We start from the raw sequence: 23,042 nt of genomic DNA on the forward strand, positions 1-23,042 counted from the left end.
TGTTGTCGGACCTGAGCTTGATCCCAGCAGGTCTAGGCGGACGCCTCGTCGGCGGGGGTGGAGACCAGCGTGCCGATCCTCTCACCGCCCACCGCGCGGGCGATGTTGCCCTCGGTGAGCAGGTTGAACACGATGATCGGCATCCGGTTGTCCATGCAGAGGCTGAACGCGGTGGCGTCGGCGACCTTGAGGCCGCGCTCGAGCACCTCGCGGTGGGTGATGTCGGTGAACATCTTCGCGTCCGGGTCGGTCTTCGGGTCCGCGGTGTAGACGCCGTCCACGGCCTTCGCCATCAGCACGGCTTCGCAGCCGAGTTCGAGCGCGCGCTGCGCGGCGGCGGTGTCGGTGGAGAAGTACGGCATGCCGACGCCGGCGCCGAAGATCACGACGCGGCCCTTCTCGAGATGCCGTTCCGCGCGGCGCGGGATGTAGGGCTCGGCGACCTGGCCCATCGTGATCGCGGTCTGCACGCGGGTCGGGAGGCCTTCCTTTTCCAAGAAGTCCTGCAGCGCCAGGCAGTTCATCACAGTGCCGAGCATCGCCATGTAGTCGGCGCGGTCGCGGTCCATGCCGCGCTGGGAGAGCTCCGCGCCGCGGAAATAGTTGCCGCCGCCGATCACCACCGCGATCTGCACTCCCGTGCGCGCGACGTCGGCGATCTGCTGGGCGACGGAGTGCACGACGTCGGGGTCGACGCCCACCGCGCCGCCGCCGAACATCTCGCCGCCCAGTTTCAGCAGCACCCGGCGGTACCCGCCCTCGACCCGGTCCTCACCCATGTCTGTCGCCTCCTGCCCCTCGGTAGACCCGACTGTGCCCCGTCCCCGATGCGCGGAGACGGGGCACAGTGCCAGAACCTAGTCCCAGTGCCTCGCTCAGGCCTGGCCGACCTCGAACCGGGCGAACCGGGTCAGGGTCACGCCCGCCTCGTCGAGCAGGGCCTTGACGGTCTTCTTGTTGTCCTTGACCGACGGCTGCTCGAGCAGCACGTTGTCCTTGTAGTACGCGTTGACCTTGCCCTCGATGATCTTCGGCAGCGCCTGCTCGGGCTTGCCTTCCTCGCGGGCGGTCTGCTCGGCGATGCGGCGCTCGTTCTCGATGATCTCGGCCGGCACCTCCTCGCGGGTCAGGTACTTCGCGCGCAGCGCGGCGACCTGCATCGCGGCGCCGCGGGCGGCGTCGGTGTCGTCGCCGGTGAACTCGACCAGCACGCCGACGGCCGGCGGGAGGTCGGAGCCGCGGCGGTGCAGGTAGGTCGCGGTCTTGCCCTCGAACGACACCACGCGGCGCAGCTCGAGCTTCTCGCCGATGCGGGCCGACAGCTCCTGCACGACCTCGTTGACCGGCTTGCCGTCCAGGTCGGCGGCCTTGAGGGCCTCGACGTCGCTGGACTTCAGCGCCTTCGCGGCCTCGACGATCTTCGCCGCGAGCTGCTGGAACTCGTCGTTCTTGGCGACGAAGTCGGTCTCCGAGTCGAGCTCGATCATGACGCCGCCGTCGCCGGCGACCAGGCCCTCGGCGGTCGCGCGCTCGGCGCGCTTGCCGACGTCCTTGGCGCCCTTGATGCGCAGGAACTCGACAGCCTTCTCGAAGTCGCCGTCGTTCTCCTCGAGGGCCTTCTTGCAGTCCATCATGCCCGCGCCGGTCATCTCGCGCAGGCGCTTCACGTCAGCGGCGGTGTAGTTCGCCATCGTGTTGAATCCGTCCGTTTCAGGTACGTGTGCGGTGAGCGCCGTCCGGGCAGCCCTGCGCGGACCGCCCGGACGGGGTGGATCAGGAGTTGGCCGGAGCCTGCTCGCCGTTCGCTTCCGCGGTCTCGGCGGCCGCGGGGGCCTCCGCCGCGGCAGCCGTCTCGGTCGCGGCGGCGGCCTCGGTCGCGTCGGCGGCGGCGGTCTCCGAGCCCGCGAGGAGCTCCTTCTCCCACTCGGCCAGCGGCTCGTCCGAAGCACCGGTCTCCGGCTTCGCGTCGGCCGAGGCGCCGTTGCGGCCGGAGCGGGCCATCAGGCCCGCGGCGGCGGCCTCGGCGACGACCTTCGTCAGCAGCGCGGCGGAACGGATCGCGTCGTCGTTGCCCGGGATCGGGTAGTCGACCTCGTCCGGGTCGCAGTTGGTGTCGAGGATCGCGACGACCGGGATGTTGAGCTTGCGAGCCTCGCCGACGGCGATGTGCTCCTTCTTGGTGTCGACGATCCACACCGCGGACGGCACCTTGGCCATGTCCCGGATGCCGCCCAGGGTCTTCTCGAGCTTGTCCTTCTCGCGGGTCAGCGTGAGGATTTCGCGCTTGGTCAGTCCGGTGAAACCGCCGGTCTGCTCCTGGGCCTCGAGCTCCTTCAGGCGGAGAAGGCGCTTGTGGACGGTCTGGAAGTTGGTCAGCATGCCGCCGAGCCAGCGCTGGTTCACGTAGGGCATGCCCACGCGCGCGGCCTCGTTGGCGATCGCTTCCTGCGCCTGCTTCTTCGTGCCGACGAACATGATGGTGCCGCCGTGCGCGACGGTTTCCTTGATGAACTCGAACGCACGGTCGATGTACGTCAGCGTCTGCTGCAGGTCGATGATGTAGATGCCGTTGCGCTCGGTGAAGATGTAGCGCTTCATCTTCGGGTTCCACCGACGGGTCTGGTGCCCGAAGTGCACGCCGCTGTCGAGCAGCTGCTTCATGGTGACGACGGCCATTGCCGGAATCACACCTTCTCTGTACTCGCGCGCTCCCGCTGTCGGTTTCGATCCGCCCGCGGAGGCGCTGTTCCGGTTAGTCGCCCGCGACCGGGAGGTCGTGGGCCCTGGTGCCGTAGCCGATGCCCGGACCCGCGGGTTCGGCAACGCGAAACCCCAGGGACCGCCGGACACCGTGCGCCCCTCCGTCCGGGTTCCCGCCGAAGCGGCCCGTCCGGGGACGCGCGCACGTGCACGCGAAGTCAGCCCAGCGAGTGGACTGCGGGATTGATTCTACTCCCCGCCACCAGGCCCGCCCCTGCGGGCAGCCTTCGCCCGGCCCGGGGTTGTCCACAACTGTGTCCGCCTGTGGACAACTGCCACCGAAAGGCCGGTTCCGGTCGGCCGGTGGATGACCATGGAGGCATGACCACTACGCGACCTTTTTCCGCCGTTGCCGCTTCTGCCCGACCTGCCGATTCTCGCGCCAACCGGAGTGCTCCCGGCTCGACACCCTCGCCTTTTCCCCGCCCGGACCGGGAAGCGAGCAGCCAGTCCGGTTCGCGGCTCAGTTCGTCGCCGCTCAATCCCTCACCGCTCAATCCGTCCCAGCTCAATCCGTCCCAGCTCAGTTCGTCCCAGCTCAGTTCGCCACCGCTCAGTTCGCCACCGCTCAATCCGCCGCCGCTCAGTTCGCCCCCGTCGTCACCGCAGCTGCCAGTGCCGTCGCCGTCCCCATCGCCGTCCCCGTCTCCAGCGTCGGCGTCTCCGTCCTCAGCGTCGGCGTCCCCGTCCTCGGCGTCGGCGTCGGCGTCTCCGTCGTCGGCGTCGGCGGTGTATCCGTCCTCGGCGTCGGCGGCCGAGATGCCGCACCCAGTAGTCCTGGCAACGACCGCCCTGCTCGCCCAGCACCCACCCGCGGCCGCCGCGCTGCTGAGCCCAGACGACACAGTCCCGCCCGCCACCTCAGCGCATCCACTCCCCCGGAGCGGCCGTCACCGCAGAACACCCGCCAGACCGCGGAGAATCCGCCGTGCTTGGGCTCGCGCGAAGTCCGCCGCAGGCACAGTCACCCGCTACGCCCTGTTCTCCTCCCGCAGGCTCCTCCGCCCACCCCGCCCCCGAACCGCACCAACGCTCCTGCCGAGGATCCGAATCTCCCTGCCCTGCGATTTCAGCTGGGGCCACCCACCGCTGCGCCTGGCCGGAGCCGTCAGCGAAGTCCCGCTGTTCGCCCCGCGCAGCCACCGAAACACCACCCGTACGTGGCTAATCGTGGCGACAGTCTTGACCTTGTCCGCAGGCTCAGCAGCCCTGCTCAACAACCGAGCCGACGCCCAGCCCCAGCAGCCCGCCCCAGAACAACCCGGCCGCCTGGCCTGGCCCCTGACGCCCCGCCCCCACGTCACCGGCAACTTCGAACCACCCGCGACCCCGTTCGGCCCAGGCCACCGAGGCGTAGACCTGGAAGCCGCCGCCGGACAACAAGTACTAGCCGCGGACAAGGGCGTAGTGGTGTTCGCCGGTCAAGTAGCAGGCCAAGGAGTAGTCGCCCTAGACCACGACGGCGGCCTGCACACGACCTACCTCCCCCTCACCCCGACAGTCGCCCCCGGAGACCAGATCTACCGCGGCCAGCCCTTGGGGACCGCGACACCAGGCCACCCCGGCTGCCCAACGGCCGTCTGCCTGCACTGGGGCACCCGCCGCGGCACGGAATACATCGACCCGCTCGCCTTGGTCGGCACTCCCAGCCAAGTCCGGCTCAAGCCATGGGCAGAAGGCCCGTGACACCACTTCGCCCCGCCCTCGCCCGGAATCGGCGCGACAGCAGAAATCCAGCCTCAGAAACGAGCTGATTCAACGCACTAACCCTGGCGATTCGCAGCGAGCAGCTCCAGCCCGACTACCGCAAACCGCTCGTCGCGAGGGCTCACGAGCCCGCATACTCGATCACCGCCCGACCCGAAGGAGGCCAACAGACCACTACGCCACCCGCTACCGCCCGCCTCGACCGCGACAGGCGGCCTCGAAGGCAACCCACCGACCAAGTTTCCCGGCCTGGCAACCCATTCCGCCCACAAGGCGCGACTCGAAGGAGGCCAACAGCCCAAACCACCACCGCTACCGACCTCACTCGCCCGGCAGCAGGCACGTCGCGGCCACGGCACGGCACCGGCATGCCATGTCGGCATGGCAAACCTGGCCACGGCACGGCGTGGCCACGGCAAACCATGGCGGAGGCAAGCCGTGGCGGCAGCAAGCCGGGGCAGAGGCAAAGCATGGCTGCGACAAGCCGGAGCGGCACAAACCACGGCCGCGATCAACCGGAGCAGCTGCAAACCACGGCTGCAGCAAACTGTGGCTGCGGCAAGCCGAGGCGGCCCAGCAGCCGGGCCGTTGCTGTCCGGCCGCTCCGCGGCCAAGGGGCCGGGGTCAGCCGCTGGGCTGTTCCATCAGCTTGGCGCGCAGCCGCATCACCGCGCGGGTGTGGAGCTGGCTCACGCGGGACTCCGTGACGCCCAGGACCTTGCCGATTTCCGCCAGGGTCAGGCTTTCGAAGTAATAGAGGCTGACCACGATCTTGTCCCGGTCGGTGAGCTGCGCGATGGCTTCCGCGAGCTGGCGGCGGTTGTCCTGGTCCACCAGGACGGCCACCGGGTCCACCGCGCCGTCGTCGGGGAGGGTGTCGACCAGCGAGCCGGCGTCTTTGCCCGCCGCGACGAGATCTTCCAGCGCCACCACGCTGGTCAGGCGGAGCTGGCCGTAGAAATCGCGCAGGTCGTCGAGGCTGATGCCCATTTCGCCGGCGAGTTCGGCGTCGGTCGGGGTTCGGTGCAGGCGGGCGCCGAGGCGTTCCAGGGCGCGGGCGGTTTCCTTCGCCTTGCTGCGCACCGCGCGGGGGACCCAGTCCTGGGAGCGCAGGTCGTCCAGGATCGCGCCGCGGATGCGTTGCATCGCATACGTCTCGAAGCGCAGCCCGCGTTCCGGGTCGAACTTCTCGATCGCGTCGACCAATCCGAATATTCCAGACTGCACGAGGTCGCCGACGTCTACGTGCGTCGGCAGGCCGGTGCCGACCCGGCCCGCGACGTACTTGACCAGCGGCGCGTAGTGCAGCACGAGCCGGTCGCGCGACGTCTGGTCCGGTTTGTCGGCGAACTGCTGCCACAGCGCCTGGATCCCCGCATCGACGTCCTGACCAGGACGACCGTCCCCGTTGACGGCGTCCTGCACGCCGGGACGGTCGGTCCCGGCCTCCGTGACCTGCGACGTGGAAGTCATCGCACGGTCGTTCTCGGCGTGCTGCTCAGTGTGGTCTCCGTGCTCGTGCGGATGCGCGTGCGCCGGCGGTCCGGCCCTGCCGTCCCCGGCCGAGCCACCGCCGGCCTCTTCAGGCCCGCGGGTGTGCTCGGTCATGGATCGCCTTCAGCCGATCGACGGTCACATGAGTGTAGAGCTGGGTCGTGGCCAGCGTAGCGTGACCAAGCAGTTCCTGAACGCTCCTGAGATCGGCACCTCCTTCGAGCAGATGCGTCGCGGCGGAATGCCTTAGGCCGTGCGGCCCCATGTCCGTTGCACCCGGCACCGCGGCCACCGCCTCGTGCACCACTCGGCGCGCGGCGCGCGGGTCCAGGCGCTTGCCGCGAACGCCCAGGAAAAGCGCCGGCCCCGGCGTTTCCCCAGCCAGCGCGGGCCGTCCGTCCTCCAGCCACGCGGTCAGCGCCTCCGCCGCCGGGACGCCGAACGGCACCGTCCGCTCCTTGTCTCCCTTGCCCACCACCGAAACCACGCGACGGGAAAAGTCCACGCTGCCGACGTCCAGTCCGCACAGCTCCGACACCCGAATGCCGGTTGCGTACAACAACTCGACCAATGCGCGGTCACGCAGAGCGACCGGATCCCGTTCGGCTGCCCCTTTCGCGGAGGCGTCCATGAGCGCGTCGGCCTGTTCGGCGCGGAGCACGCCGGGCAGGGTCCGGTGCGCGCGCGGCGCGGCCAGCCGACCGCCCGGGTCCGACTTCAGCAACTCGGTGCGGTGCGCCCAAGCGGTGAACGTGCGCGCGGCCGCGGCGCGGCGCGCGAGGGTGGTGCGCCCGGCGCCGTCCGAGCGCTGCCCCGCGAGCCACGCGCGCAGCTGCGTGACGTCCAAGTCCTCAAAGCGCCGCGCGGGACGGTCTCCCTCCCCCACGGTCACGAACGCCAACAGCGAAACGACGTCGCCGACGTACGCGCGCACGGTGTGCGGCGACAGCCCACGCTCCAACGACAGATGCCGTTCGTAACCGGCCACCACCGACTCGGCTGACTCCGGCAATTCGGCGCGAAGAGCACGAAGATCGGGTCGTGGCGGGTGTTTCCGGTGTCCACCGGGACGCGGGACCGCGTCCTTGCGTGCACTCGCTGAGGGCATGCCGATTACGCTGCGCGAACCATCGCCATTGGTCAAGCATCGCCACGCCCATCATCGGTTGGCCGTTCGGACGATCTGCCGCCAGCCGGTGTCGCCGCGCACCGCGAAGCCGTCGATTTCCAGTTCCGGCAACAAGGCGCGAACTCGGGAAACCGGCACTCCGGCGCTTTCCGCGACCTCCTCCGGAGCCCGCCCGGCACGCGGAAGCAGCGCGTCGTAAACCCGCGACGCCTCTGGGCCGAGATTGTCGGTGGGCCGTCGGCTCGACTCGGCCGCGGGAGCCGTTGTGCCGAACCTGCCGACGGTTTCGAGCACCTCGTCGACCGAGGTGACCAACGTGGCCTTGCAGTCCCGGATCAGCGCATGGCACCCGGCCGAACTGCCCGAATGCACTGATCCCGGCAACGCCATCACGACCTTGCCGAGCGCGCCCGCGATGGTGGCGGTGTTGCGTGCGCCGCTGCGGATTCCGGCTTCCACAACGACTGTGCCGTCGGTGAGACCTGCGATAAGGCGGTTGCGCACCAGAAATCGATGGCGCGCGGGCGGTGTCTTCGGTGCGTACTCGCTGACGAGCGCGCCGCCGTCGGCGATGCGGTCCAACAGGGCGACGTTGCCTGCGGGATAGGAATAGTCGACTGCACATCCGAGCAACGCGACCGTGACTCCGCCACCGCTGAGCGCACCGCGATGGGCGGCGGCGTCGATGCCCAGGGCTGCGCCGGAGAAGACCGGTACTTGTCGAGTTGCCAACGCGTGGCCGATCTCGAGCGCGTTGTGCACGCCGTAGTCCGTGGCCATCCGGGCGCCGACAACCGCCACTGCCCGATCAGCGGCTTCGGCCAAGCTCGCGCTGCCACGGACCCACAGCCCGAGCGGCGCGGCTACGTGCTTCACGCCGTTTCCGGTCGCTACAGCTAGCGAGAGCAGCGGCCACGCTGGCCATTCGTGGTCTTCGGGAACCACGAGCCGGGCACCGGCTTTGGCTGCCGCCTCGAGATCTTGTTCCGCGATCGTGGATTCCCGCCGTGCTGCCGTTTCGCGGAGAACCTGCTCGGGACAGTCTCCGGCCTGGACCCGCTCGGCTGCCACGACCGGGCCGTGTTCGCCGACGAACTCCAGCAGGTGGGGCGCCGGCGGTTCGGCGACGCCGAGCAGATACGCGCGGGCGAGCCGTTCGGAATCGGTCGCCGCAGTCTGGTCCTCGACCGCAACGCTCACGCCGCACCTCTTCGGCAGCCAGGGTTCTCGGAGCGGACGACGGCGAGGTGGCGATGCAGCGCCAACCGTTCTCGCACCCGGACCGGGTCGTGCTCGGGGCGGACTTCCCTGCGCCGCACCGGGTGAAGATGCCGGACGATCTTGTGCTGCGGCGTCTTCGGCCTGCGGTGCCGGGTCCGCGGGGCGGCGGACGGGATGGCTCGGTTGGACACGGATGGTTCCTTTCGTCGAAGGTTCGGACGGGCGGGTTTGCCTGTCCGGGGCGGGACATCTGGCCGGGCTATGGCGAACGGGCGGCAGACCGGTCGGGCGCTGTCGCACGCGGCCCGGTCAGCGTCGATCGCCGACCCGGATCGAGCGGCGAGATGCCGTCCGGCGAGGACCCGATCGCCATGCGCAGCAGGACGGGCGGGTTTGCCCGTCCGCGGTGGGACATCCGGCCGGGCCTTGGCGAGCGGGCGGCGGACTGGTCGGGAGCTGTCACGCGCGGTCCGGTCAGCGTCGGCCGCCGACCCGGATCGAGCGGCGAGATGCCGTCCGGCCAGGACCCGATCGCCGTGCGCAGGAGCACGGGCGCTTGCCCGGGGGCCGAGCCTTTCGCGAGATCGGGATCGTCGTGCGGGATGGCTTCCGACCTGGGCTAGCCGGTTTTGCGTTCTCGGAAGTCCAGGGCCGCTGTGACGTGGTCGGTGTCTGGTTGGGGCAGGGCGGCCAGGTCGGCCAGGGTCCAGGCGATGCGCAGGCATCTGTCGGCTCCTCTCGCGGTCAGGAGGCCTCGGTCCAGGGCTCGGTCCAGGACTGCGGTGGCGGGCGGGGGCAGGGCGAAATCTCGGCGCAGGACGGGGCCTGGCACCTCCGTGTTGGAGTGCCAGCCGTGTTCGTGCCAGCGGTGTTGTGCGCGGTCTCGGGCGGCCAGGACTCGGGCTCGGACTGTCGAGGACGGTTCGGGGGTGGTGGATTGGTGGGCGGAGATCGCGGTGAGCGGGCGCAGGCGGACGCGGAGGTCTACTCGGTCCAGGAGGGGGCCGGAAAGTCTGGAGAGGTAGCGGCGGCGGGTGGTTGCTGAGCAGGTGCAGTCGGTTTCTCTCGGCGGGGCGCAGGGGCAGGAGTTGGTGGCCAGGACTAGCTGGAACCGGGCGGGATAGCGGACGACGCCTTTGGCTCGGGCGATGCGGACTTCGCCTTCTTCCAGGACGGTGCGGAGCGAGTCGAGGCGTTGGTTGCCGAATTCGCAGGCCTCGTCCAGGAAAAGCACGCCTCGGTGGGCTCGGCTGATGGCGCCGGGGGCGGCCAGGCCGGTGCCGCCGCCGATGAGGGCGGGTGGGCTGATCGAGTGGTGCGGGGCGACGAAGGGCGGGACGGTGACGAGGGGCGAGGACTTGGACAGGGAGCCGTCTACTGAGTGGATGGCGGTTACTTCCAGGGACTCGCCCGGCGACAGATCCGGGAGCAGGCCGGGGAGGCGTCTGGCCAGCATGCTTTTGCCGACTCCGGGCGGGCCGGTGAGCAGGAGGTGGTGGCCGCCCGCTGCCGCGACTTCCAGTGCCCATCGGGCTTCCGGTTGGCCTACTACGTCGGCCAGGTCGGGGATTGCCGCGGGAGCGGCGGCGACCGGGGCCGCGGGCGGTTGTAAGTCGCCTTCGTCTTTCAGCCAGGCGATGAGTTCGGCCAGGCGGGTTACGCCGGAGACTTCCAGGCCGTCTACCAGGGCCGCTTCTACCAGGGATTCCATCGGTACCACGGCGCGTTCGTGGCCGGCGGCTTTGGCGGCCAGAAGGCCGGGGAGGACGCCGCGTACGGGGCGGATTCTGCCGTCCAGGGCCAGTTCTCCCAGGAGGATGGTGTGCAGGAGTTTCCGGGCGGGGACGGCGCCGATCGCGGCCAGGACCGCGGCGGCGATGCCCAGGTCGTAGCCGGAACCCATTTTGGGCAGGTTGGCGGGAGACAGGGCTAGCGTGATTTTGCCGTCCGGCCAGGACTGGCCGGAGTTGCGGACCGCGGAGCGGACTCGGTCTTTTGCCTCGCGCAGGCCGGCGTCGGGCAGGCCGACCAACGTGACTCGGCTCAGGCCGCCGCCTAGATCGGCTTCGATTTCCACTACTCGGCCTTCGATGCCCAGCAACGCGACGGACCAGGTTTTGGCGTGGGGCATCAGAAAGCTCCCACCAGGTGCCGTACGACCGGCTCTTCGCCGTCCGGGGCGTAGACGGTCACCACGTCGTACCGGATGCGGCACCAGCCGACTCGATGTTCCTTCAGCCAGCGCATGGCGGCTCGGTGGACCCGGTCGATCTTCTCCGGCGTCACCGACTCGGCGGGGGTGCCGTATTCGGTGCTGGAGCGGGTTTTGACCTCGCAGAAGATCACCCGGTCGCCTTCGGACAGGACCAGATCGAGCTCGCCTTCCCGGCAGTGCCAGTTCCGGCTGAGCAGGACCATGCCGGCGGCCTGCAGGTGCCGGGCGGCGAGGTCCTCGCCCCAGCGGCCGAACGTCCGGCGCCACTGCGCGCCGGGGTGCGGGCCGTCGTTCATGGTGTCCCCCTCGGACAGCGTGAGCACCGTCGGTCACGGTGCGTGTGCTTTCACCATCGCAACGTGACCGGAACCCGCGCCAGAGGGATTTCTCCCGGCTGTGGATAACCGGGGGGTTGTGGATCAAAGCCGGTCCGAGGCCCCGAAGCCAGAGCGAATTGTCGGGGCGGTGTGCAGGGGGCGGAGACGACGAAGGCCACCCGGGCAGTGCCGGGTGGCCTCGTGGCGAAGCGAGCGGGGGTCAGCCCGAGAACGGGCCGTCCTCGGGGAGCCGCAGGTCGGGTTTGTCGAGTTCCTCGACGTTGACGTCCTTGAAGGTGATGACCCGGACGTGCTTCACGAACCGGGCGGGGCGGTACATGTCCCACACCCAGGCGTCCGACATGCGCACCTCGAAGTACACCTCGCCGCCGCCGTCGCGCACCTGCACGTCCACTGCGTTGGCCAGGTAGAACCGCCGCTCGGTCTCCACCACGTACGAGAACTGGCCCACTATGTCGCGGTACTCGCGGTACAGCGAGAGCTCCATCTCGGTCTCGTACTTCTCGAGATCCTCTGCGCTCATGAAATCCGCGCCCCTCCTCGCGTTCGTCCTGCTCCGGCGGCGGAGCGTTCATTCTTACCCACCGAGCGGCCCGGGGCACGGACCGGCCCGCCCGCTTTTTCCAGGGCATTCTCCAGTGCAGCGTAGGTGAGCACGACCGGATGCGGGGCAGTGAGTCCGTGCGCGAGGGCAACGGTGGCGACATTCGTGTAGGACCAGCGGTGCACCGGGCTCGGGCCGTGCTCACTCAGCGCAGCCAGATGGTCCGAGGTGCTGTAGCCCTTGTGCACGTCGAAGCCGTACGCCGGCAACTCTTCGTGCAGGCCGGCCATGATCCGGTCCCTCGTCACCTTCGCCAGAACCGACGCCGCCGCGATGCTCGCGACGCTGCGGTCTCCCTTGATCACCGCGACATTCGGCGCGGGGATGCCGGGAATCGGGAAGCCGTCGGTGAGGACGTACCCGGGATGGGTGCGCAGGCCGGCGACGGCACGGCGCATGCCTTCCAAGTTCATCACCCGGATGCCGAGCAGGTCCACCTGCTCGGAGGGGATGACGATCACCGAGTAGTCGAGAGCGCGCTGCAGGACCCGGTCGTACACCCGGTCCCGGGCCTTCGCGGTGAGCATCTTCGAATCGGTCAGCTCGGGCAGTCGCGCGCCGTCGCCAGGACGGAGCACGCAGGAAGCCACCACGAGCGGGCCCGCGCAGGCTCCGGCGCCAGCTTCGTCGACGCCGGCGACCGGGCCGAGGCCGCGTCGTTCGAGAGCGCCTTGCAGACCCCAGAACAGCTCGCCGCGCACCACAGCGCGCGGCGGACGCAGCGGTTCCGCCGGAGTGCGGGGAGGAGGGAGAGTCACCGAAGCACCACCCGGAAGTCGCGGACGGAGCGCACCGCTTACCGTCTCCGGCCGGCCGCCTTGCGGAGGCCTGCCTTCAACCGGCGTCCGACGAAGAGCGTCGGCACCGCGGTGGCGAAGCCGATGCCGAGCGGCAGCCCTTGCTGCCACGCGGGCGCGCCGAGCGCGACCGGCTGGGCGTTCTCCTGCGGATTGTGGTCCGAGATGCCGCCCCAGCGGCTCGGCGGCAGCACGATGACGCGGGCCTTGCCGATGACGTCATCCACGGGAACAGCACCATTGGGCCCGCCGCCGCCCTGGTAGCGCGAATCGGCGGAGTCGTTGCGGTTGTCGCCCATCACCCAGAGCGCGCCCTGCGGGACCTTCACCGGGGCGAACGACTCCTGCACGCGGTGGTGGTCGTCTGCCCAGTGGATGTAGGGCTCGTCGAGGGCCTTGCCGTCGACGATCACCCGGTTGCGGTCGTCGCAGCACTGGACGGTCTGGCCGCCGGTGGCGATGACGCGCTTGACGAAGTCCCGCTCGTCCGGCGGCGCGAAGCCGACCAGCGAACCGAGGCCGCGCAGCGCGCGCACGACGATGTTGCTCGACTCCTGCGGCGCGATCTCGTTCTCGGTCCACGCGGGCGGGCCCTTGAACACGATCACGTCCCCCGGGGAGGGGTCGGTGAAGTCGTAGGTGACGCGGTCGACCAGGATCCGGTCGCCGGTGCAGCCGGGGCAGCCGTGCAGCGTGGCCTCCATCGATCCCGAGGGGATCATGTAGACCTTCGCCAGGAACGCCTGGATCACGATCGTGAGCACCAGGGCGATCACGATCAGGATCGGCAGTTCCTTCCAGAACGACCGCTTTTTCGAGGACTTGCCTCGCCGGTGCGACCCCCGACGCCCGCCGGACCGTTCCTGGTCCTCCTCCGGGCGTTCGGGGCCGTCCTCATCGGCGTTCCGCGACACAGGTTCGACCACGTCGCCAGGCTACCGGTAACCGACTCGCCACTCAGCGGGCAGAGGTGGTCTCGCGGTTCTCGCGGCGCTCCTTGATCTTGGCCTTCTTGCCGCGCAGCTCGCGCAGGTAGTACAGCTTCGCCCGGCGCACGTCGCCGCGCTTGAAGACCTCGATCTCGGCCACGTTCGGCGAGTGCACCGGGAAGGTGCGCTCGACGCCGACGCCGAACGAGACCTTGCGGACGGTGAAGGTCTCCCGGACGCCGCCGCCGTGCCGGCGGATCACGACGCCCTGGAAGACCTGGTTGCGCTCGCGGTTGCCCTCGATGACGCGGACGTGCACCTTGAGCGTGTCGCCGGGGCGGAAGGCCGGGATGTCGGAACGCAGTGACTGCGCGTCCAGCGCGTCCAGGGTGTTCATCGGTGGTCCGTCCTCGTATTCGTGTGGCTTACGTACAGCTTGAGCGCGCAGTGGAGTTCACTGCGACTAGCCCGGGGCTGATGGCATTCACGGCTGGCATCGCGGCTTTTGCCCCGGCCAGCGGCCAAAGCAAAAGATGACGCGTCACGCCAACCAATCCATTATGGCAGAGGCCCCCGGAGACCTCGCACGGGGCCTATCCGGGCTGGTCGTCCAGCCCGTCGAGCACCTGCCGGTCCCGCTTGTCCAGGCTGCCCTCGGGCAGCTGGGCGAGCAGATCCGGCCGCCGCAGCGCGGTGCGTTCGAGCGCCTGGTCGCGCCGCCAGCGGTCGATGAGCGCGTGGTTGCCCGAGCGCAGCACGTCCGGCACCGCCAGGTCGCGCCACACCTCCGGGCGGGTGTAGCTGGGGCCTTCGAGCAGGCCGTCGGAGAACGAGTCCTCGGCCGCCGAGCGCGCGTTGCCGAGCACGCCCGGCAGCAGCCGGACCACGGCCTCGACGATCACCAGCACCGCGGCCTCGCCGCCGACCAGCACGTAGTCGCCGATCGAGACCTCGTCGACCGGCATCCGGCGGGCCGCGTCGTCCACCACCCGCTGGTCGATGCCCTCGTAGCGGCCGCAGGCGAACACCAGGTGCTTTTCCTCGGCGTAGGCGTGCGCGAGCTCCTGGGTGAACGGCTTGCCCGCCGGGGTCGGGACCACGAGCCGGGTCCCTTCGCCGCACACGTCGTCCAGGGCCGGGCCCCAGATCTGCGGCTTCATGACCATGCCGGGACCGCCGCCGTACGGGGCGTCGTCGACCGCGCGGTGGACGTCGTGGGTCCAGTCGCGCAGGTCGTGCACGCCGACCTCGATGAGGCCGCGGTCGATCGCCCGGCCCAGCAGCGCGGCGCGCAGCGGGTCCAGGTACTCGGGGAAAATGGTGACGACGTCGATGCGCAAGCGGTTACCAGTTCCAGTACTCGGTGGCCTCGGCGTGCCACGGGCTCGGGACGTCCTGGTCGATCGCGAAGGCCATGCCGAGCCCCTGCGCGATCTTGATGCTGCGGTGCAGGGTCTGGCGGATCGGCGACCCGGCGGGCAGCCCGTTGTCGTCCGACCACGTCTCGGTCTGCGTGACGCAGGTGCGCGCCCCGAAGCGGGCGTTCGAGCACGGAGCGGGCGCGCCCCAGGTCTGCAGATGTTCGAAGTGGACGACCTTGCCCGAGCTCTGCTCGGTGATCGTGCCGCGCGCGACGAGCCGGTAATCGGTGGACGGCACGGTCCAGCGCACGTAGTGCTGGCGGCCGCCGTCGGAGGCGATCGGCGTGCACGTGGCGCCGTCGCACGCCGACTCTTCGGTGACCCGCTGCGAGTAGTACGAGCCGTTGCCGTCCCAGCCGTCGAGCAGCACCCAGTCGCCCGAGCGGACGAAGTGCTCAGCGGTCGCCGGCGGCCACGTGACCGGGTCGCCCCAGGTGATCTGCGATTCGGTGGCCGACTGCGGCGACCACGCCCACTGGAACGCCTTCTCCCCCGGCGGCGCGTACTGGCCGGCGCTGCGCTGGAACATCAGCGAAAAGTCGCCGTACACCGGCGAAGCGGCCTGCGCGGGCGGCGCGGCGAAAGCGGTGGCCAGAACGGCTGCGAAGACAGCCTTCGTCCAGAACTTCACGAACTCCCCCTCAGTCAGCGTCGAGGAGGCCTTCGGGCGGATCGAGCACGACCCGGCCCCCCGCGACATCCACCACCGGAACGATGGCGCGGACGAAAGGTACCAACACCGAGCGCCCGTCGTGATCGAGTTCGAGCAGTTCGCCGGCCGGCGAGTGGACCACTTCGACGACCTTGCCGACGACCGTCCCGTCGGCCAGCTCGGCGCTCAGGCCGGCCAGCTCGTGGTCGTAGAACTCGTCCGGGTCGCCGGTGGGCGGCAGAGTGTCGGTGTCCGCCAGAAGCAGGGCCCCGCGCAGGGTTTCCGCGACATCGCGGGTGAGCACCTGCTCGAAACGCACCAGCAGCCGCCCGCTGTGTTCGCGGGCGGCTGCGATGGTGAGTTCTCTCGTGCTGCCGTCGCGCAGCTTCGTCGTGACGACCGCACCGATCGCGAACCGCTGCTGCGGCGAATCCGTGCGCACGTCGACCGCGAGCTCCCCGCGGATGCCGTGCGCCTTCGCGATACGGCCGACTACGACGTCCATACCTGACCGTTTCCGAGGATCCGGGTCAGCGATCGGTGTCGACGACGTCCACACGGACGCCGCGGCCGCCGATGCCGCCCATCACGGTGCGCAGAGCGGTCGCGGTGCGCCCGCCCCGGCCGATCACCTTGCCGAGATCGTCGGGGTGGACGTGCACCTCGAGCGTGCGGCCACGACGCGTGGTCAGCAGCTCGACCCGGACCTCGTCCGGGTTGTCGACGATCCCGCGCACCAGGTGCTCGAGGGAGTCGGCGAGGAAGCTCACTCGGACTTCTCGCCCTCAGCCGCTTCGCCGGCCTCGGCCTTGTCGGCCTTCTTCGGGGCCGACTTCTTCTTCGGCGTGGTGGCCTCGGTGGAGGGCTCCTCGCCCGCCGCGGCCAGCGCCGCGTTGAACAGGTCCTGCTTGGACGGCTTCGGCTCGGCCACCTTCAGGGTGCCCTCGGCGCCCGGCAGGCCCTTGAACTTCTGCCAGTCGCCGGTGATCTCGAGGATGCGCTGGACCGGCTCGGTCGGCTGCGCGCCGACGCCCAGCCAGTACTGCGCCCGCTCGGTGTCGACCTCGATGAAGCTCGGCTCTTCCTTCGGGTGGTACTTGCCGATCGTCTCGATGGCCTTGCCGTCCCGGCGGGTGCGCGCGTCGGCGATGATGATGCGGTAGTACGGCGCACGGATCTTGCCGAGGCGCTGCAGCTTGATCTTGACGGCCACGGGTGTGGGTACTCCTCAGTGCTGTGTGGTGCAGGGCGCGCGCGGAACCCGTGGGGACAGGCTCGCGGCACCCGGAGGTCAGGAGCTTCCACACGGCGAGAGGGTCCGGCGGAAGCGGGCAAGCGAACATTCTGCCAGATGCCCGTCGCCGAGCCCGCACAAGGCCCCGGTTACGCGTGCGCGACCAGCGTCAGAACGACGCGAGCCCGAGCGCTCCGAGCAGGATCGCGACCGCGGGCAGGAAGTTGTTGACCGCGTGCGCGACGATGCTGCCGGCCAGCCTTCCGGTGGACAGCCGGGCCAGCCCGATCGGGATGGAGATCACCAGCAGCAGCGTGGTGCGCAACGGTTCCAGGTGGCTGGCCGCGAAAACGGCGGTGGACAGCAGGAACGCGGCGAAGCGCCCCCACCGCTCGCTGCGCCACTGCAGCCGCTCCACCGCGCCCCAGAGCAGGCCGCGGTAGATGATCTCCTCGCAGATCGGCCCGAGCAGCCACAGGTAGCCGAACATCACCGCGGCGGCGGGCACGGACATCTTGCGGTCGTCGACCAGCGCGCTGATCGCCGAGGTCGCGTCCGCCGAGCCGACCAGCTCGGTCCACACGTAGGCGCTCAGCGAGGTGAGCACGAGGCCGAGCATGCCGAATTTGAGCCCGGTCCAGACGTCCGCCCAGCGCCATTCGAGCCGCAGGTCGAGCTTCGGGCCGTTGCCGCGGACGACGGTGACCAGCACCGCGACGCCGGCGGCGATCATGGTGGGCAGCATCGTGCCGAGCAGCACCGTGCTGATCGGCAGCGGCCTGCCCGGCGCCGTCGGCCCGGCGAGCGCGCCGATGAACGCGGCCGAGGCCAGCAGAACGGCCTCGACCAGCAGGAACGCCCCGAATCCCCAGCGATGCGCCGGGAACGCGGTCGGTTCGGCCACGAAGTCCTCCGGGGAGAGCGCACTGGAGAGGGGTTCACGGGGCTGTGATGTGGTCACGCCCGCCTCCCCGTGCTCGCTCTGCTCACCGGTCGAGCCTAGCGGCCGAAATGGTTTCGCACAGTACTCGACCGGTCACCGGTTCACTCCAGGTCCGCCCGCGCTCAGTGCCCGGTGAAGAGCAGGACGGCGGGCGGCAGGTTGTTGGCCGCGTGCGCGAGCACGCTCGCCGAGGTCCGGCCGGAGTAATGCCGCGCCAGCCCGAGGACGAGGCCTTGGCCGAACAGCGCGATCGTGCGCGTGGTCTCGCCGTGCAGCAGCGCGAACACCAGCGAGGTGAGCACGAGCACCACCCACGGCGGGATCTTGTAGTGCGCCAGTGCGTTCCAGAGCGCCCCGCGCAGCAGCAGTTCCTCGGTGAGCGGGACGGCGATCACCAGCACGAGCGCGGTGGTGACGAGCCAGACCGGGCTGCCGCCGGACACGTCGGGCAGGTCGGTGAGCGGGCTGTCGGACACCTCGTCGCCGCCGAAGACGGCGATTTCGGCGGCGTTCAGCACGAAGCCGACGACGAGCGCGAGCAGGCCGCAGGCGAGGCCGATGCGAAGGTCGCGGCCGCGCGTGCGGAGCCCGAAGTCGCGTTCGAGGCCGGAGCCGTAGCGCAGGGAGGCGATCGCCGGGCCGAGGCCGAGGACCAGATTCGGCAGGAAGGCCAGCAGCAGCAACGGTCCCGCGTACGCCTCGACCGGGTCGTCGTCGCCGACGTGGCGATTGAACGCGGCCGCGGTGAGGAGGGTGACGAGGTAGTAGCCGGCGACTCCGAAGAAGAACGCGGCAAAGGCCCAATGGGCGCCCAGAATTCGCTTTCCCCCACCGTCTTCGGCCACGGGTTCACGCTATGTGCCTGTGCTGTGGCGCATCGAGGCGGGGTCGCGTCGCGCACACACGTCGCCGTTGCTCACTGCTCACGGACTTCAACCGCGCCTGACGCACCCAATGTGGCATTGGTGCGGTCAGTGGAAGACCGTGCCGCCCAAGACGATGTGGGTCGGGTGGTGCAGTGCGGCGAGATCCTCGCGCGGGTCGTCGGCGTAGACGATCAGGTCCGCCGGGGCGCCGTGCTCGATGCCGGGGTGGCCGAGCCATTCGCGCGCTTCCCAGGACGCGCTCGCGAGCGCCTGCGTACGCGTCATCCCGGCGCGGTGGAGCGCTTCGACCTCGTCGGCGATACGGCCGTGCTCGACCATGCCGCCCGCGTCCGTGCCCGCGAAGACGCGTACGCCCGCTTCAACCGCCGAGGACACCATCTCGCCGACGCCTGCGTGCAGCGCGCGCATGTGGGCCGCGTACGTCGGGTACTTGCCTGCCTTGTCCGCGATGCCGGGGAAGTTCTCGATGTTGATGAGCGTGGGCACCAACGCGACGTCGCGGCGCGCGAGTTCGGCCAGCTGGTCTGGCGACAGCGCGGTGCCGTGTTCCAGACAGTCGATGCCCGCGCCGATCAGGCCCGGCAACGCGGCTTCGCCGAACACGTGCGCGGTGACGCGTGCGCCGAGGTCGTGGGCGATGCGGATGGCTTCGGCGAGCACGTCGTCCGGCCACAGCGGCGCGAGGTCGCCTTCGCCGCGGTCGATCCAGTCGCCGACGAGCTTGACCCAGCCGTCGCCGTCGCGGGCCTGTTCGGCGACCGCTTCGGGCAGCAGCGCCGGGTCGTCCAACTCGATCGCGAACCCGGGGATGTACCGCTTGGGCAGCGCCAGGTGGCGTCCGCAGCGGATGATCGTGGGCAGGTCCGCGCGCGATTGCAGCGGCCGGACGTCGAGCGGCAGGCCGCAGTCGCGGATCAGCAGGGTGCCCGCGTCGCGGTCGGTCGCGGCTTGCTCCGCCGCCTCCTCCACCGACAGCCCGCCGCTCGGGCCGAGGCCCGGGTGGCAGTGCGCGTCGACGAGGCCCGGGACCACGAATCCGCCGGCGGACAGCGTTTCCGCGCCGGGAACCGGCTCGAACGACAGCTTTCCGTCCTGGATCCAGAGGTCACGCGGTTCGCCGTCGGGCAGGACGGTGCCGGAAAGGTGCAGCGGGCTCAATTGTTCTTCGGGTCCTTCGGCAGCTTGAACTTGGACGGGTCGAAGCCGGGCACGTCGTTCATGCCGCCGAGCTGGGACAGGTCCGGCATTCCGCCGGGCATGCCGCCGCCGGGGGGAAGCATCGGCATGCCGCCGGGCATCCCGCCGCGCATCTTCGGCTGTGTGGGGCCGCGTCCCTTGCCCTTCTTCCCCTTCTTGCCCTTGCGGTTCTTGCTCCCGCCGCCTCCGCCGCCGAAGCCGAACCGGCCGGCCATCTGCGCCATCATCTTGCGCGCCTCGAAGAAGCGGTTGACCAGGTCGTTGACCTCGCGGACGGTCACGCCGGAGCCGTTCGCGATGCGCAGCCTGCGCGAGCCGTTGATGATCTTCGGGTCGGCGCGCTCGGCGGGCGTCATGCCGCGGATGATCGCCTGCAGCCGGTCGAGCTGCTTGTCGTCGACCGAGGCGAGCTGGTCTTTCATCTGGCCCGCGCCGGGCAGCATGCCGAGCAGGTTGCCGATCGGGCCCATCTTGCGCACGGCGAGCATCTGCTCGAGGAAGTCCTCCAGCGTGAGCTGCCCGCTGGTGAGCTTCTGCGCGGCCTGTTCGGCCTGCTCCTGGTCGAAGTGCTGTTCGGCCTGCTCGATCAGGGTCAGCACGTCGCCCATGCCCAGGATGCGCGAGGCCATCCGGTCCGGGTGGAACGTGTCGAAGTCCTCGAGCTTCTCGCCGTTGGACGCGAAGAGGATCGGCTGGCCGGTGACCTCGCGGACGGACAGCGCGGCGCCACCGCGGGCGTCGCCGTCGAGCTTCGTGAGCACCACGCCGGTGAAGCCGACGCCGTCGCGGAACGCCTCGGCGGTGGTGACCGCGTCCTGACCGATCATCGCGTCGACCACGAACAGGACCTCATCGGGGCGGATGGCTGCCCTGATATCACTGGCCTGCTTCATCAGCTCTTCATCGACACCGAGCCGACCCGCGGTGTCGACCACGACGATGTCGTACTGCGCGTGCTTGGCCTCTTCGATCGCGCGGCGGGCGACGTCGACCGGGTCGCCGACGCCGTTGCCCGGCTCCGGCGCGAACGTGGTGACGCCCGCGCGCTCGCCGACGATCTGCAGCTGGTTGACCGCGTTCGGCCGCTGGAGGTCGCAGGCGACCAGCATCGGCGCGTGGCCCTGCTTCTTCAGCCACATCGCCAGCTTGCCCGCCAGCGTCGTCTTACCAGCACCCTGGAGACCAGCGAGCATGATCACGGACGGCGGGTTCTTCGCCAGGTTCAGCCGCCGCGTCTCGCCGCCGAGGATGCCGACGAGCTCCTCGTTGACGATCTTGACGACCTGCTGCGCCGGGTTCAGCGCCTGGGAGACCTCGGCGCCCTTCGCCCGGTCCTTGATCTTCGCGATGAACGCCTTGACCACCGGGAGCGCGACGTCCGCTTCCAGCAGCGCGATGCGGATCTCGCGCGCGGTGGCGTCGATGTCGGCGTCGGACAGCCGGCCCTTGCGCGAGAGCGACTGCAGGGCCGAGGTGAGCCGATCGGAGAGGGTGTCGAACACGGGGGTGCACGCTCCAGCTGGGTCGAAAGTTCGCGTGCCGGGCGGTGCTCGGCACCCCCGGCATCTTCCGAGGGTAGCCGCCCCGGCCGCCCGGCCTTCACGGGTACGGGAAGGGTAATACGCATGCGCGTAGTAACTGACGAAGCAGCAATAGCTCAACCATGCGAAAACCGCTCGCACCGGCTGGGAAATTAAGTAAACATAGGCGTATGACATCAGCTACTGCCCGGCGTCCGACGCTCGCCGAACCGGCAGGAGACGAGGAAGAACAGGCGCCGTTCCGCCGCATCGCCGGCCTGTTCGGGCCGCACCGGCGGGCGCTGACCGGGCTGTGCGTGCTGCTGGTCGTGCAGGCCGGGCTGGGCGCCGCCTCGCCGTTCCTGCTGCGGGAGATGCTGGACACCGCGCTGCCGCACCGCGACGCCCTGCTGGTGAGCCTGCTAGCGATGGGGATGATCGCCGCCGCGCTCGGGTCCGCGGCGCTGAGCGTGCGGACCACCGGGCTGTCCAACACCATCGGCCAGCGGGTGATGAACGAGCTGCGGGTGTCCGTGTACAGCCATCTGCAGCGGATGTCGCTGGGCTTCTACACCCGGACCAAGACCGGCGAGGTGCTGTCGCGGGTCTTCAACGACATCGGCGGCGTGGACAACGTCGTGACCGGGACCGCCGCGTCGATCGTGCAGAACGGCACCACGGCGCTGGCGATCGCGGTGGCGATTCTGGTCATGGACTGGCAGCTGGCGCTGTTGTCGCTGGTCGTCGTGCCGTTGTTCCTGCTGTTCACGCTGCGGCTCGGCGGCAAGCAGCGGAAGCTCGCCCGCGGCCGGACCCGGCGGATGGCCCGGCTGACCACGATCGTCGAGGAATCGCTGTCGGTCACCGGCGTGCTGCTGGCGAAGACGATGGGCAACGCGAAGCTGATGCGCGACCGGTTCGCCGAGGAATCGCGCGAGGTCGCGGCGCTGGAGCGCAGTGCCGCGCTGGCCGGACGGTGGCAGCGGGCGGCACGGTCGATGAGCCTGACGATCGTCCCGGCGCTGGTCTACTGGGCCGCCGGGCTGGAGCTCGCGGGCGGTGCGGCACCGATCTCGCTGGGCACTGTCGTCGCGTTCACCAGCATGTTGAACCGGCTGCTCGCGCCAGCGACGGCGATGCAGACCGTGGGACAGAACGTCGCGTCGGCGAAGGCGTTGTTCGGGCGGATCTTCGAGGTGCTCGATCTGCCGGTGGAGATCGGCGACCGGCCGGGCGCGCGTGAGCTGGTCCTTCGCGGCGGAGCGGTTTCGATGCGCGGGGTGTCGTTCCGCTACGACGACGAGGGTCCGTGGACGTTGCGCGACATCGATCTCGACGTGCCTGCGGGGACCACGACGGCGTTGGTCGGGTCGACGGGTTCCGGGAAGACGACGCTCGCCTATCTGGTCGCTCGGTTGTACGAGGTGACTGAGGGAAAGGTGTGCGTGGACGGGACGGACGTACGGGACGTGACGCTCGCGTCGCTGGCCGCTGGGGTTGGGCTGGTTTCGCAGGAGACGTATCTGTTCCACGCGTCAGTACGGGAGAACCTGCGGTTCGCGAAGCCGGACGCGACCGACGAGGAGCTGGAGACCGCGGCGAAGGCCGCGCACATTCACGACACGCTGGCCGCGCTGCCGGAGGGGTACGACACCGTTGTCGGGGAACGCGGGTACCGGTTTTCCGGCGGGGAGAAGCAGCGGATGGCGATCGCGCGGATCCTGTTGCGCAATCCGCCGGTGCTGATCCTGGACGAGGCGACGAGTTCGCTGGACAACCGCACGGAGCGGGCGGTGCAGGCGGAACTGGACCGGCTCGCCGCCGGGCGCACGACGATCGCCATCGCGCATCGGCTGTCCACTGTGGAGCATGCGGATCAGATCGCGGTGCTGGACGCGGGGAGGATCGTCGAACGGGGAACGCACGCGGAGTTGCTGGCGGCGGACGGGAGGTATGCCGCGTTGGTGCGAGGGGAAACCGCCTAATCTGGGCCT

25 protein-coding genes are annotated in these 23,042 nt (G+C 70.0%); 2 read left to right on the plus strand and 23 right to left on the minus strand.

The features are described from left to right. Positions 1-32: 32 nt before the first annotated feature. The 4 genes from pyrH to ACFXI3_RS09005 form a co-directional block, all read right to left on the minus strand. The gene (gene pyrH, locus ACFXI3_RS08990) at positions 33-779 is read right to left on the minus strand and encodes a UMP kinase (RefSeq protein ID WP_344286018.1); all 747 of its coding nucleotides are present in this window, start codon (positions 777-779) and stop codon (positions 33-35) included. A gap of 96 nt (positions 780-875) precedes the next feature. Continuing rightward, entirely contained in the window at positions 876-1,691 is an 816-nt protein-coding gene (gene tsf / locus ACFXI3_RS08995; protein WP_344286017.1) for a translation elongation factor Ts, read from the minus strand. An 82-nt stretch (positions 1,692-1,773) separates the two neighbouring features. Then, entirely contained in the window at positions 1,774-2,676 is a 903-nt protein-coding gene (gene rpsB, locus ACFXI3_RS09000; protein WP_344286016.1) for a 30S ribosomal protein S2, read from the minus strand. A gap of 242 nt (positions 2,677-2,918) precedes the next feature. Then, entirely contained in the window at positions 2,919-3,605 is a 687-nt protein-coding gene (locus ACFXI3_RS09005; protein ID WP_378399093.1) for a hypothetical protein, read from the minus strand. A 343-nt stretch (positions 3,606-3,948) separates the two neighbouring features. On the opposite strand from ACFXI3_RS09005, the gene ACFXI3_RS09010 reads away from it, so the two are divergent. Then, on the plus strand, positions 3,949-4,446 hold the full coding sequence (locus ACFXI3_RS09010; RefSeq protein WP_378399094.1) for a murein hydrolase activator EnvC family protein: 498 nt from the start codon (positions 3,949-3,951) through the stop codon (positions 4,444-4,446). A 645-nt stretch (positions 4,447-5,091) separates the two neighbouring features. Here ACFXI3_RS09010 and ACFXI3_RS09015 read toward each other — a convergent pair. The 19 genes from ACFXI3_RS09015 to ffh all read right to left on the minus strand — a co-directional run bounded on the left by ACFXI3_RS09015 (position 5,092) and on the right by ffh (position 21,030). After that, positions 5,092-5,940, minus strand: coding sequence for a FliA/WhiG family RNA polymerase sigma factor (locus ACFXI3_RS09015; protein WP_377926111.1), 849 nt, complete (start codon positions 5,938-5,940; stop codon positions 5,092-5,094). A 109-nt stretch (positions 5,941-6,049) separates the two neighbouring features. Continuing rightward, positions 6,050-7,069 (minus strand): tyrosine recombinase XerC, encoded by a 1,020-nt coding sequence (locus tag ACFXI3_RS09020; protein WP_377926109.1) that lies wholly within the window; start codon positions 7,067-7,069, stop codon positions 6,050-6,052. Between the two features lie 51 nt (positions 7,070-7,120). Then, on the minus strand, positions 7,121-8,290 hold the full coding sequence (gene dprA / locus ACFXI3_RS09025; RefSeq protein WP_344286014.1) for a DNA-processing protein DprA: 1,170 nt from the start codon (positions 8,288-8,290) through the stop codon (positions 7,121-7,123). After that, positions 8,287-8,502, minus strand: a complete 216-nt coding sequence (locus tag ACFXI3_RS09030) for a hypothetical protein (RefSeq protein ID WP_378399096.1) — start codon at positions 8,500-8,502, stop codon at positions 8,287-8,289. The genes dprA and ACFXI3_RS09030 overlap by 4 nt, the downstream gene beginning before the upstream one ends. A gap of 428 nt (positions 8,503-8,930) precedes the next feature. Beyond that, on the minus strand, positions 8,931-10,442 hold the full coding sequence (locus ACFXI3_RS09035; RefSeq protein WP_378399097.1) for a YifB family Mg chelatase-like AAA ATPase: 1,512 nt from the start codon (positions 10,440-10,442) through the stop codon (positions 8,931-8,933). Then, positions 10,442-10,822 (minus strand): YraN family protein, encoded by a 381-nt coding sequence (locus ACFXI3_RS09040; RefSeq protein ID WP_378399167.1) that lies wholly within the window; start codon positions 10,820-10,822, stop codon positions 10,442-10,444. The genes ACFXI3_RS09035 and ACFXI3_RS09040 overlap by 1 nt, the downstream gene beginning before the upstream one ends. Before the next feature lie 241 nt (positions 10,823-11,063). Beyond that, complete coding sequence (locus ACFXI3_RS09045; protein WP_003096226.1) at positions 11,064-11,387, minus strand: DUF2469 domain-containing protein; 324 nt, start codon at positions 11,385-11,387, stop codon at positions 11,064-11,066. Beyond that, positions 11,384-12,172 (minus strand): ribonuclease HII, encoded by a 789-nt coding sequence (locus tag ACFXI3_RS09050; protein ID WP_344286109.1) that lies wholly within the window; start codon positions 12,170-12,172, stop codon positions 11,384-11,386. Before ACFXI3_RS09050 ends, ACFXI3_RS09045 begins: the two co-directional genes overlap by 4 nt. A gap of 92 nt (positions 12,173-12,264) precedes the next feature. Next, positions 12,265-13,191 carry a signal peptidase I gene (lepB, locus tag ACFXI3_RS09055; protein WP_378399099.1) on the minus strand — a complete coding sequence of 309 codons (927 nt, stop codon included), beginning with the start codon at positions 13,189-13,191 and terminating at the stop codon, positions 12,265-12,267. 31 nt (positions 13,192-13,222) lie between these two features. Further along, entirely contained in the window at positions 13,223-13,591 is a 369-nt protein-coding gene (gene rplS / locus ACFXI3_RS09060) for a 50S ribosomal protein L19 (RefSeq protein ID WP_067589193.1), read from the minus strand. A 196-nt stretch (positions 13,592-13,787) separates the two neighbouring features. Then, entirely contained in the window at positions 13,788-14,534 is a 747-nt protein-coding gene (trmD, locus tag ACFXI3_RS09065; protein WP_378399101.1) for a tRNA (guanosine(37)-N1)-methyltransferase TrmD, read from the minus strand. A 4-nt stretch (positions 14,535-14,538) separates the two neighbouring features. Then, positions 14,539-15,246, minus strand: coding sequence for a hypothetical protein (locus ACFXI3_RS09070; RefSeq protein ID WP_378399103.1), 708 nt, complete (start codon positions 15,244-15,246; stop codon positions 14,539-14,541). Between the two features lie 10 nt (positions 15,247-15,256). Further along, positions 15,257-15,772: a ribosome maturation factor RimM gene (rimM, locus tag ACFXI3_RS09075; protein ID WP_344286008.1), complete on the minus strand. Its 516-nt coding sequence runs from the start codon at positions 15,770-15,772 to the stop codon at positions 15,257-15,259. A 25-nt stretch (positions 15,773-15,797) separates the two neighbouring features. Then, the gene (locus tag ACFXI3_RS09080) at positions 15,798-16,037 is read right to left on the minus strand and encodes an RNA-binding protein (RefSeq protein ID WP_003103110.1); all 240 of its coding nucleotides are present in this window, start codon (positions 16,035-16,037) and stop codon (positions 15,798-15,800) included. After that, entirely contained in the window at positions 16,034-16,480 is a 447-nt protein-coding gene (gene rpsP, locus ACFXI3_RS09085; protein WP_344286007.1) for a 30S ribosomal protein S16, read from the minus strand. The genes ACFXI3_RS09080 and rpsP overlap by 4 nt, the downstream gene beginning before the upstream one ends. 190 nt (positions 16,481-16,670) lie before the next feature. Next, positions 16,671-17,462: a type II CAAX endopeptidase family protein gene (locus ACFXI3_RS09090; RefSeq protein ID WP_344286006.1), complete on the minus strand. Its 792-nt coding sequence runs from the start codon at positions 17,460-17,462 to the stop codon at positions 16,671-16,673. 104 nt (positions 17,463-17,566) lie between these two features. After that, positions 17,567-18,289 carry a CPBP family intramembrane glutamic endopeptidase gene (locus tag ACFXI3_RS09095; protein ID WP_344286005.1) on the minus strand — a complete coding sequence of 241 codons (723 nt, stop codon included), beginning with the start codon at positions 18,287-18,289 and terminating at the stop codon, positions 17,567-17,569. A 126-nt stretch (positions 18,290-18,415) separates the two neighbouring features. Further along, on the minus strand, positions 18,416-19,489 hold the full coding sequence (locus ACFXI3_RS09100) for an amidohydrolase family protein (RefSeq protein WP_378399106.1): 1,074 nt from the start codon (positions 19,487-19,489) through the stop codon (positions 18,416-18,418). Next, positions 19,486-21,030: a signal recognition particle protein gene (ffh, locus tag ACFXI3_RS09105; RefSeq protein WP_378399108.1), complete on the minus strand. Its 1,545-nt coding sequence runs from the start codon at positions 21,028-21,030 to the stop codon at positions 19,486-19,488. Before ffh ends, ACFXI3_RS09100 begins: the two co-directional genes overlap by 4 nt. Before the next feature lie 209 nt (positions 21,031-21,239). On the opposite strand from ffh, the gene ACFXI3_RS09110 reads away from it, so the two are divergent. Next, positions 21,240-23,033 (plus strand): ABC transporter ATP-binding protein, encoded by a 1,794-nt coding sequence (locus tag ACFXI3_RS09110; RefSeq protein WP_378399110.1) that lies wholly within the window; start codon positions 21,240-21,242, stop codon positions 23,031-23,033. The last annotated feature ends 9 nt before the right edge of the window (positions 23,034-23,042 follow it).

The organism is Amycolatopsis sp. NPDC059235, from assembly GCF_042754125.1.
GTDB lineage: Bacteria > Actinomycetota > Actinomycetes > Mycobacteriales > Pseudonocardiaceae > Amycolatopsis > Amycolatopsis albidoflava.

Excerpts from the sequence above, each read along its gene's own strand:
- pyrH (WP_344286018.1), bottom strand. The coding sequence starts at position 779 with ATGGGTGAGGACCGGGTCGAGGGCGGGTACCGCCGGGTGCTGCTGAAA.
- tsf (WP_344286017.1), bottom strand. The coding sequence starts at position 1,691 with ATGGCGAACTACACCGCCGCTGACGTGAAGCGCCTGCGCGAGATGACC.
- rpsB (WP_344286016.1), bottom strand. The coding sequence starts at position 2,676 with ATGGCCGTCGTCACCATGAAGCAGCTGCTCGACAGCGGCGTGCACTTC.
- ACFXI3_RS09015 (WP_377926111.1), bottom strand. The coding sequence starts at position 5,940 with ATGACTTCCACGTCGCAGGTCACGGAGGCCGGGACCGACCGTCCCGGC.
- ACFXI3_RS09020 (WP_377926109.1), bottom strand. The coding sequence starts at position 7,069 with ATGCCCTCAGCGAGTGCACGCAAGGACGCGGTCCCGCGTCCCGGTGGA.
- ACFXI3_RS09035 (WP_378399097.1), bottom strand. The coding sequence starts at position 10,442 with ATGCCCCACGCCAAAACCTGGTCCGTCGCGTTGCTGGGCATCGAAGGC.
- ACFXI3_RS09040 (WP_378399167.1), bottom strand. The coding sequence starts at position 10,822 with ATGAACGACGGCCCGCACCCCGGCGCGCAGTGGCGCCGGACGTTCGGC.
- ACFXI3_RS09045 (WP_003096226.1), bottom strand. The coding sequence starts at position 11,387 with ATGAGCGCAGAGGATCTCGAGAAGTACGAGACCGAGATGGAGCTCTCG.
- rplS (WP_067589193.1), bottom strand. The coding sequence starts at position 13,591 with ATGAACACCCTGGACGCGCTGGACGCGCAGTCACTGCGTTCCGACATC.
- rimM (WP_344286008.1), bottom strand. The coding sequence starts at position 15,772 with ATGGACGTCGTAGTCGGCCGTATCGCGAAGGCGCACGGCATCCGCGGG.
- ACFXI3_RS09110 (WP_378399110.1), top strand. The coding sequence starts at position 21,240 with ATGACATCAGCTACTGCCCGGCGTCCGACGCTCGCCGAACCGGCAGGA.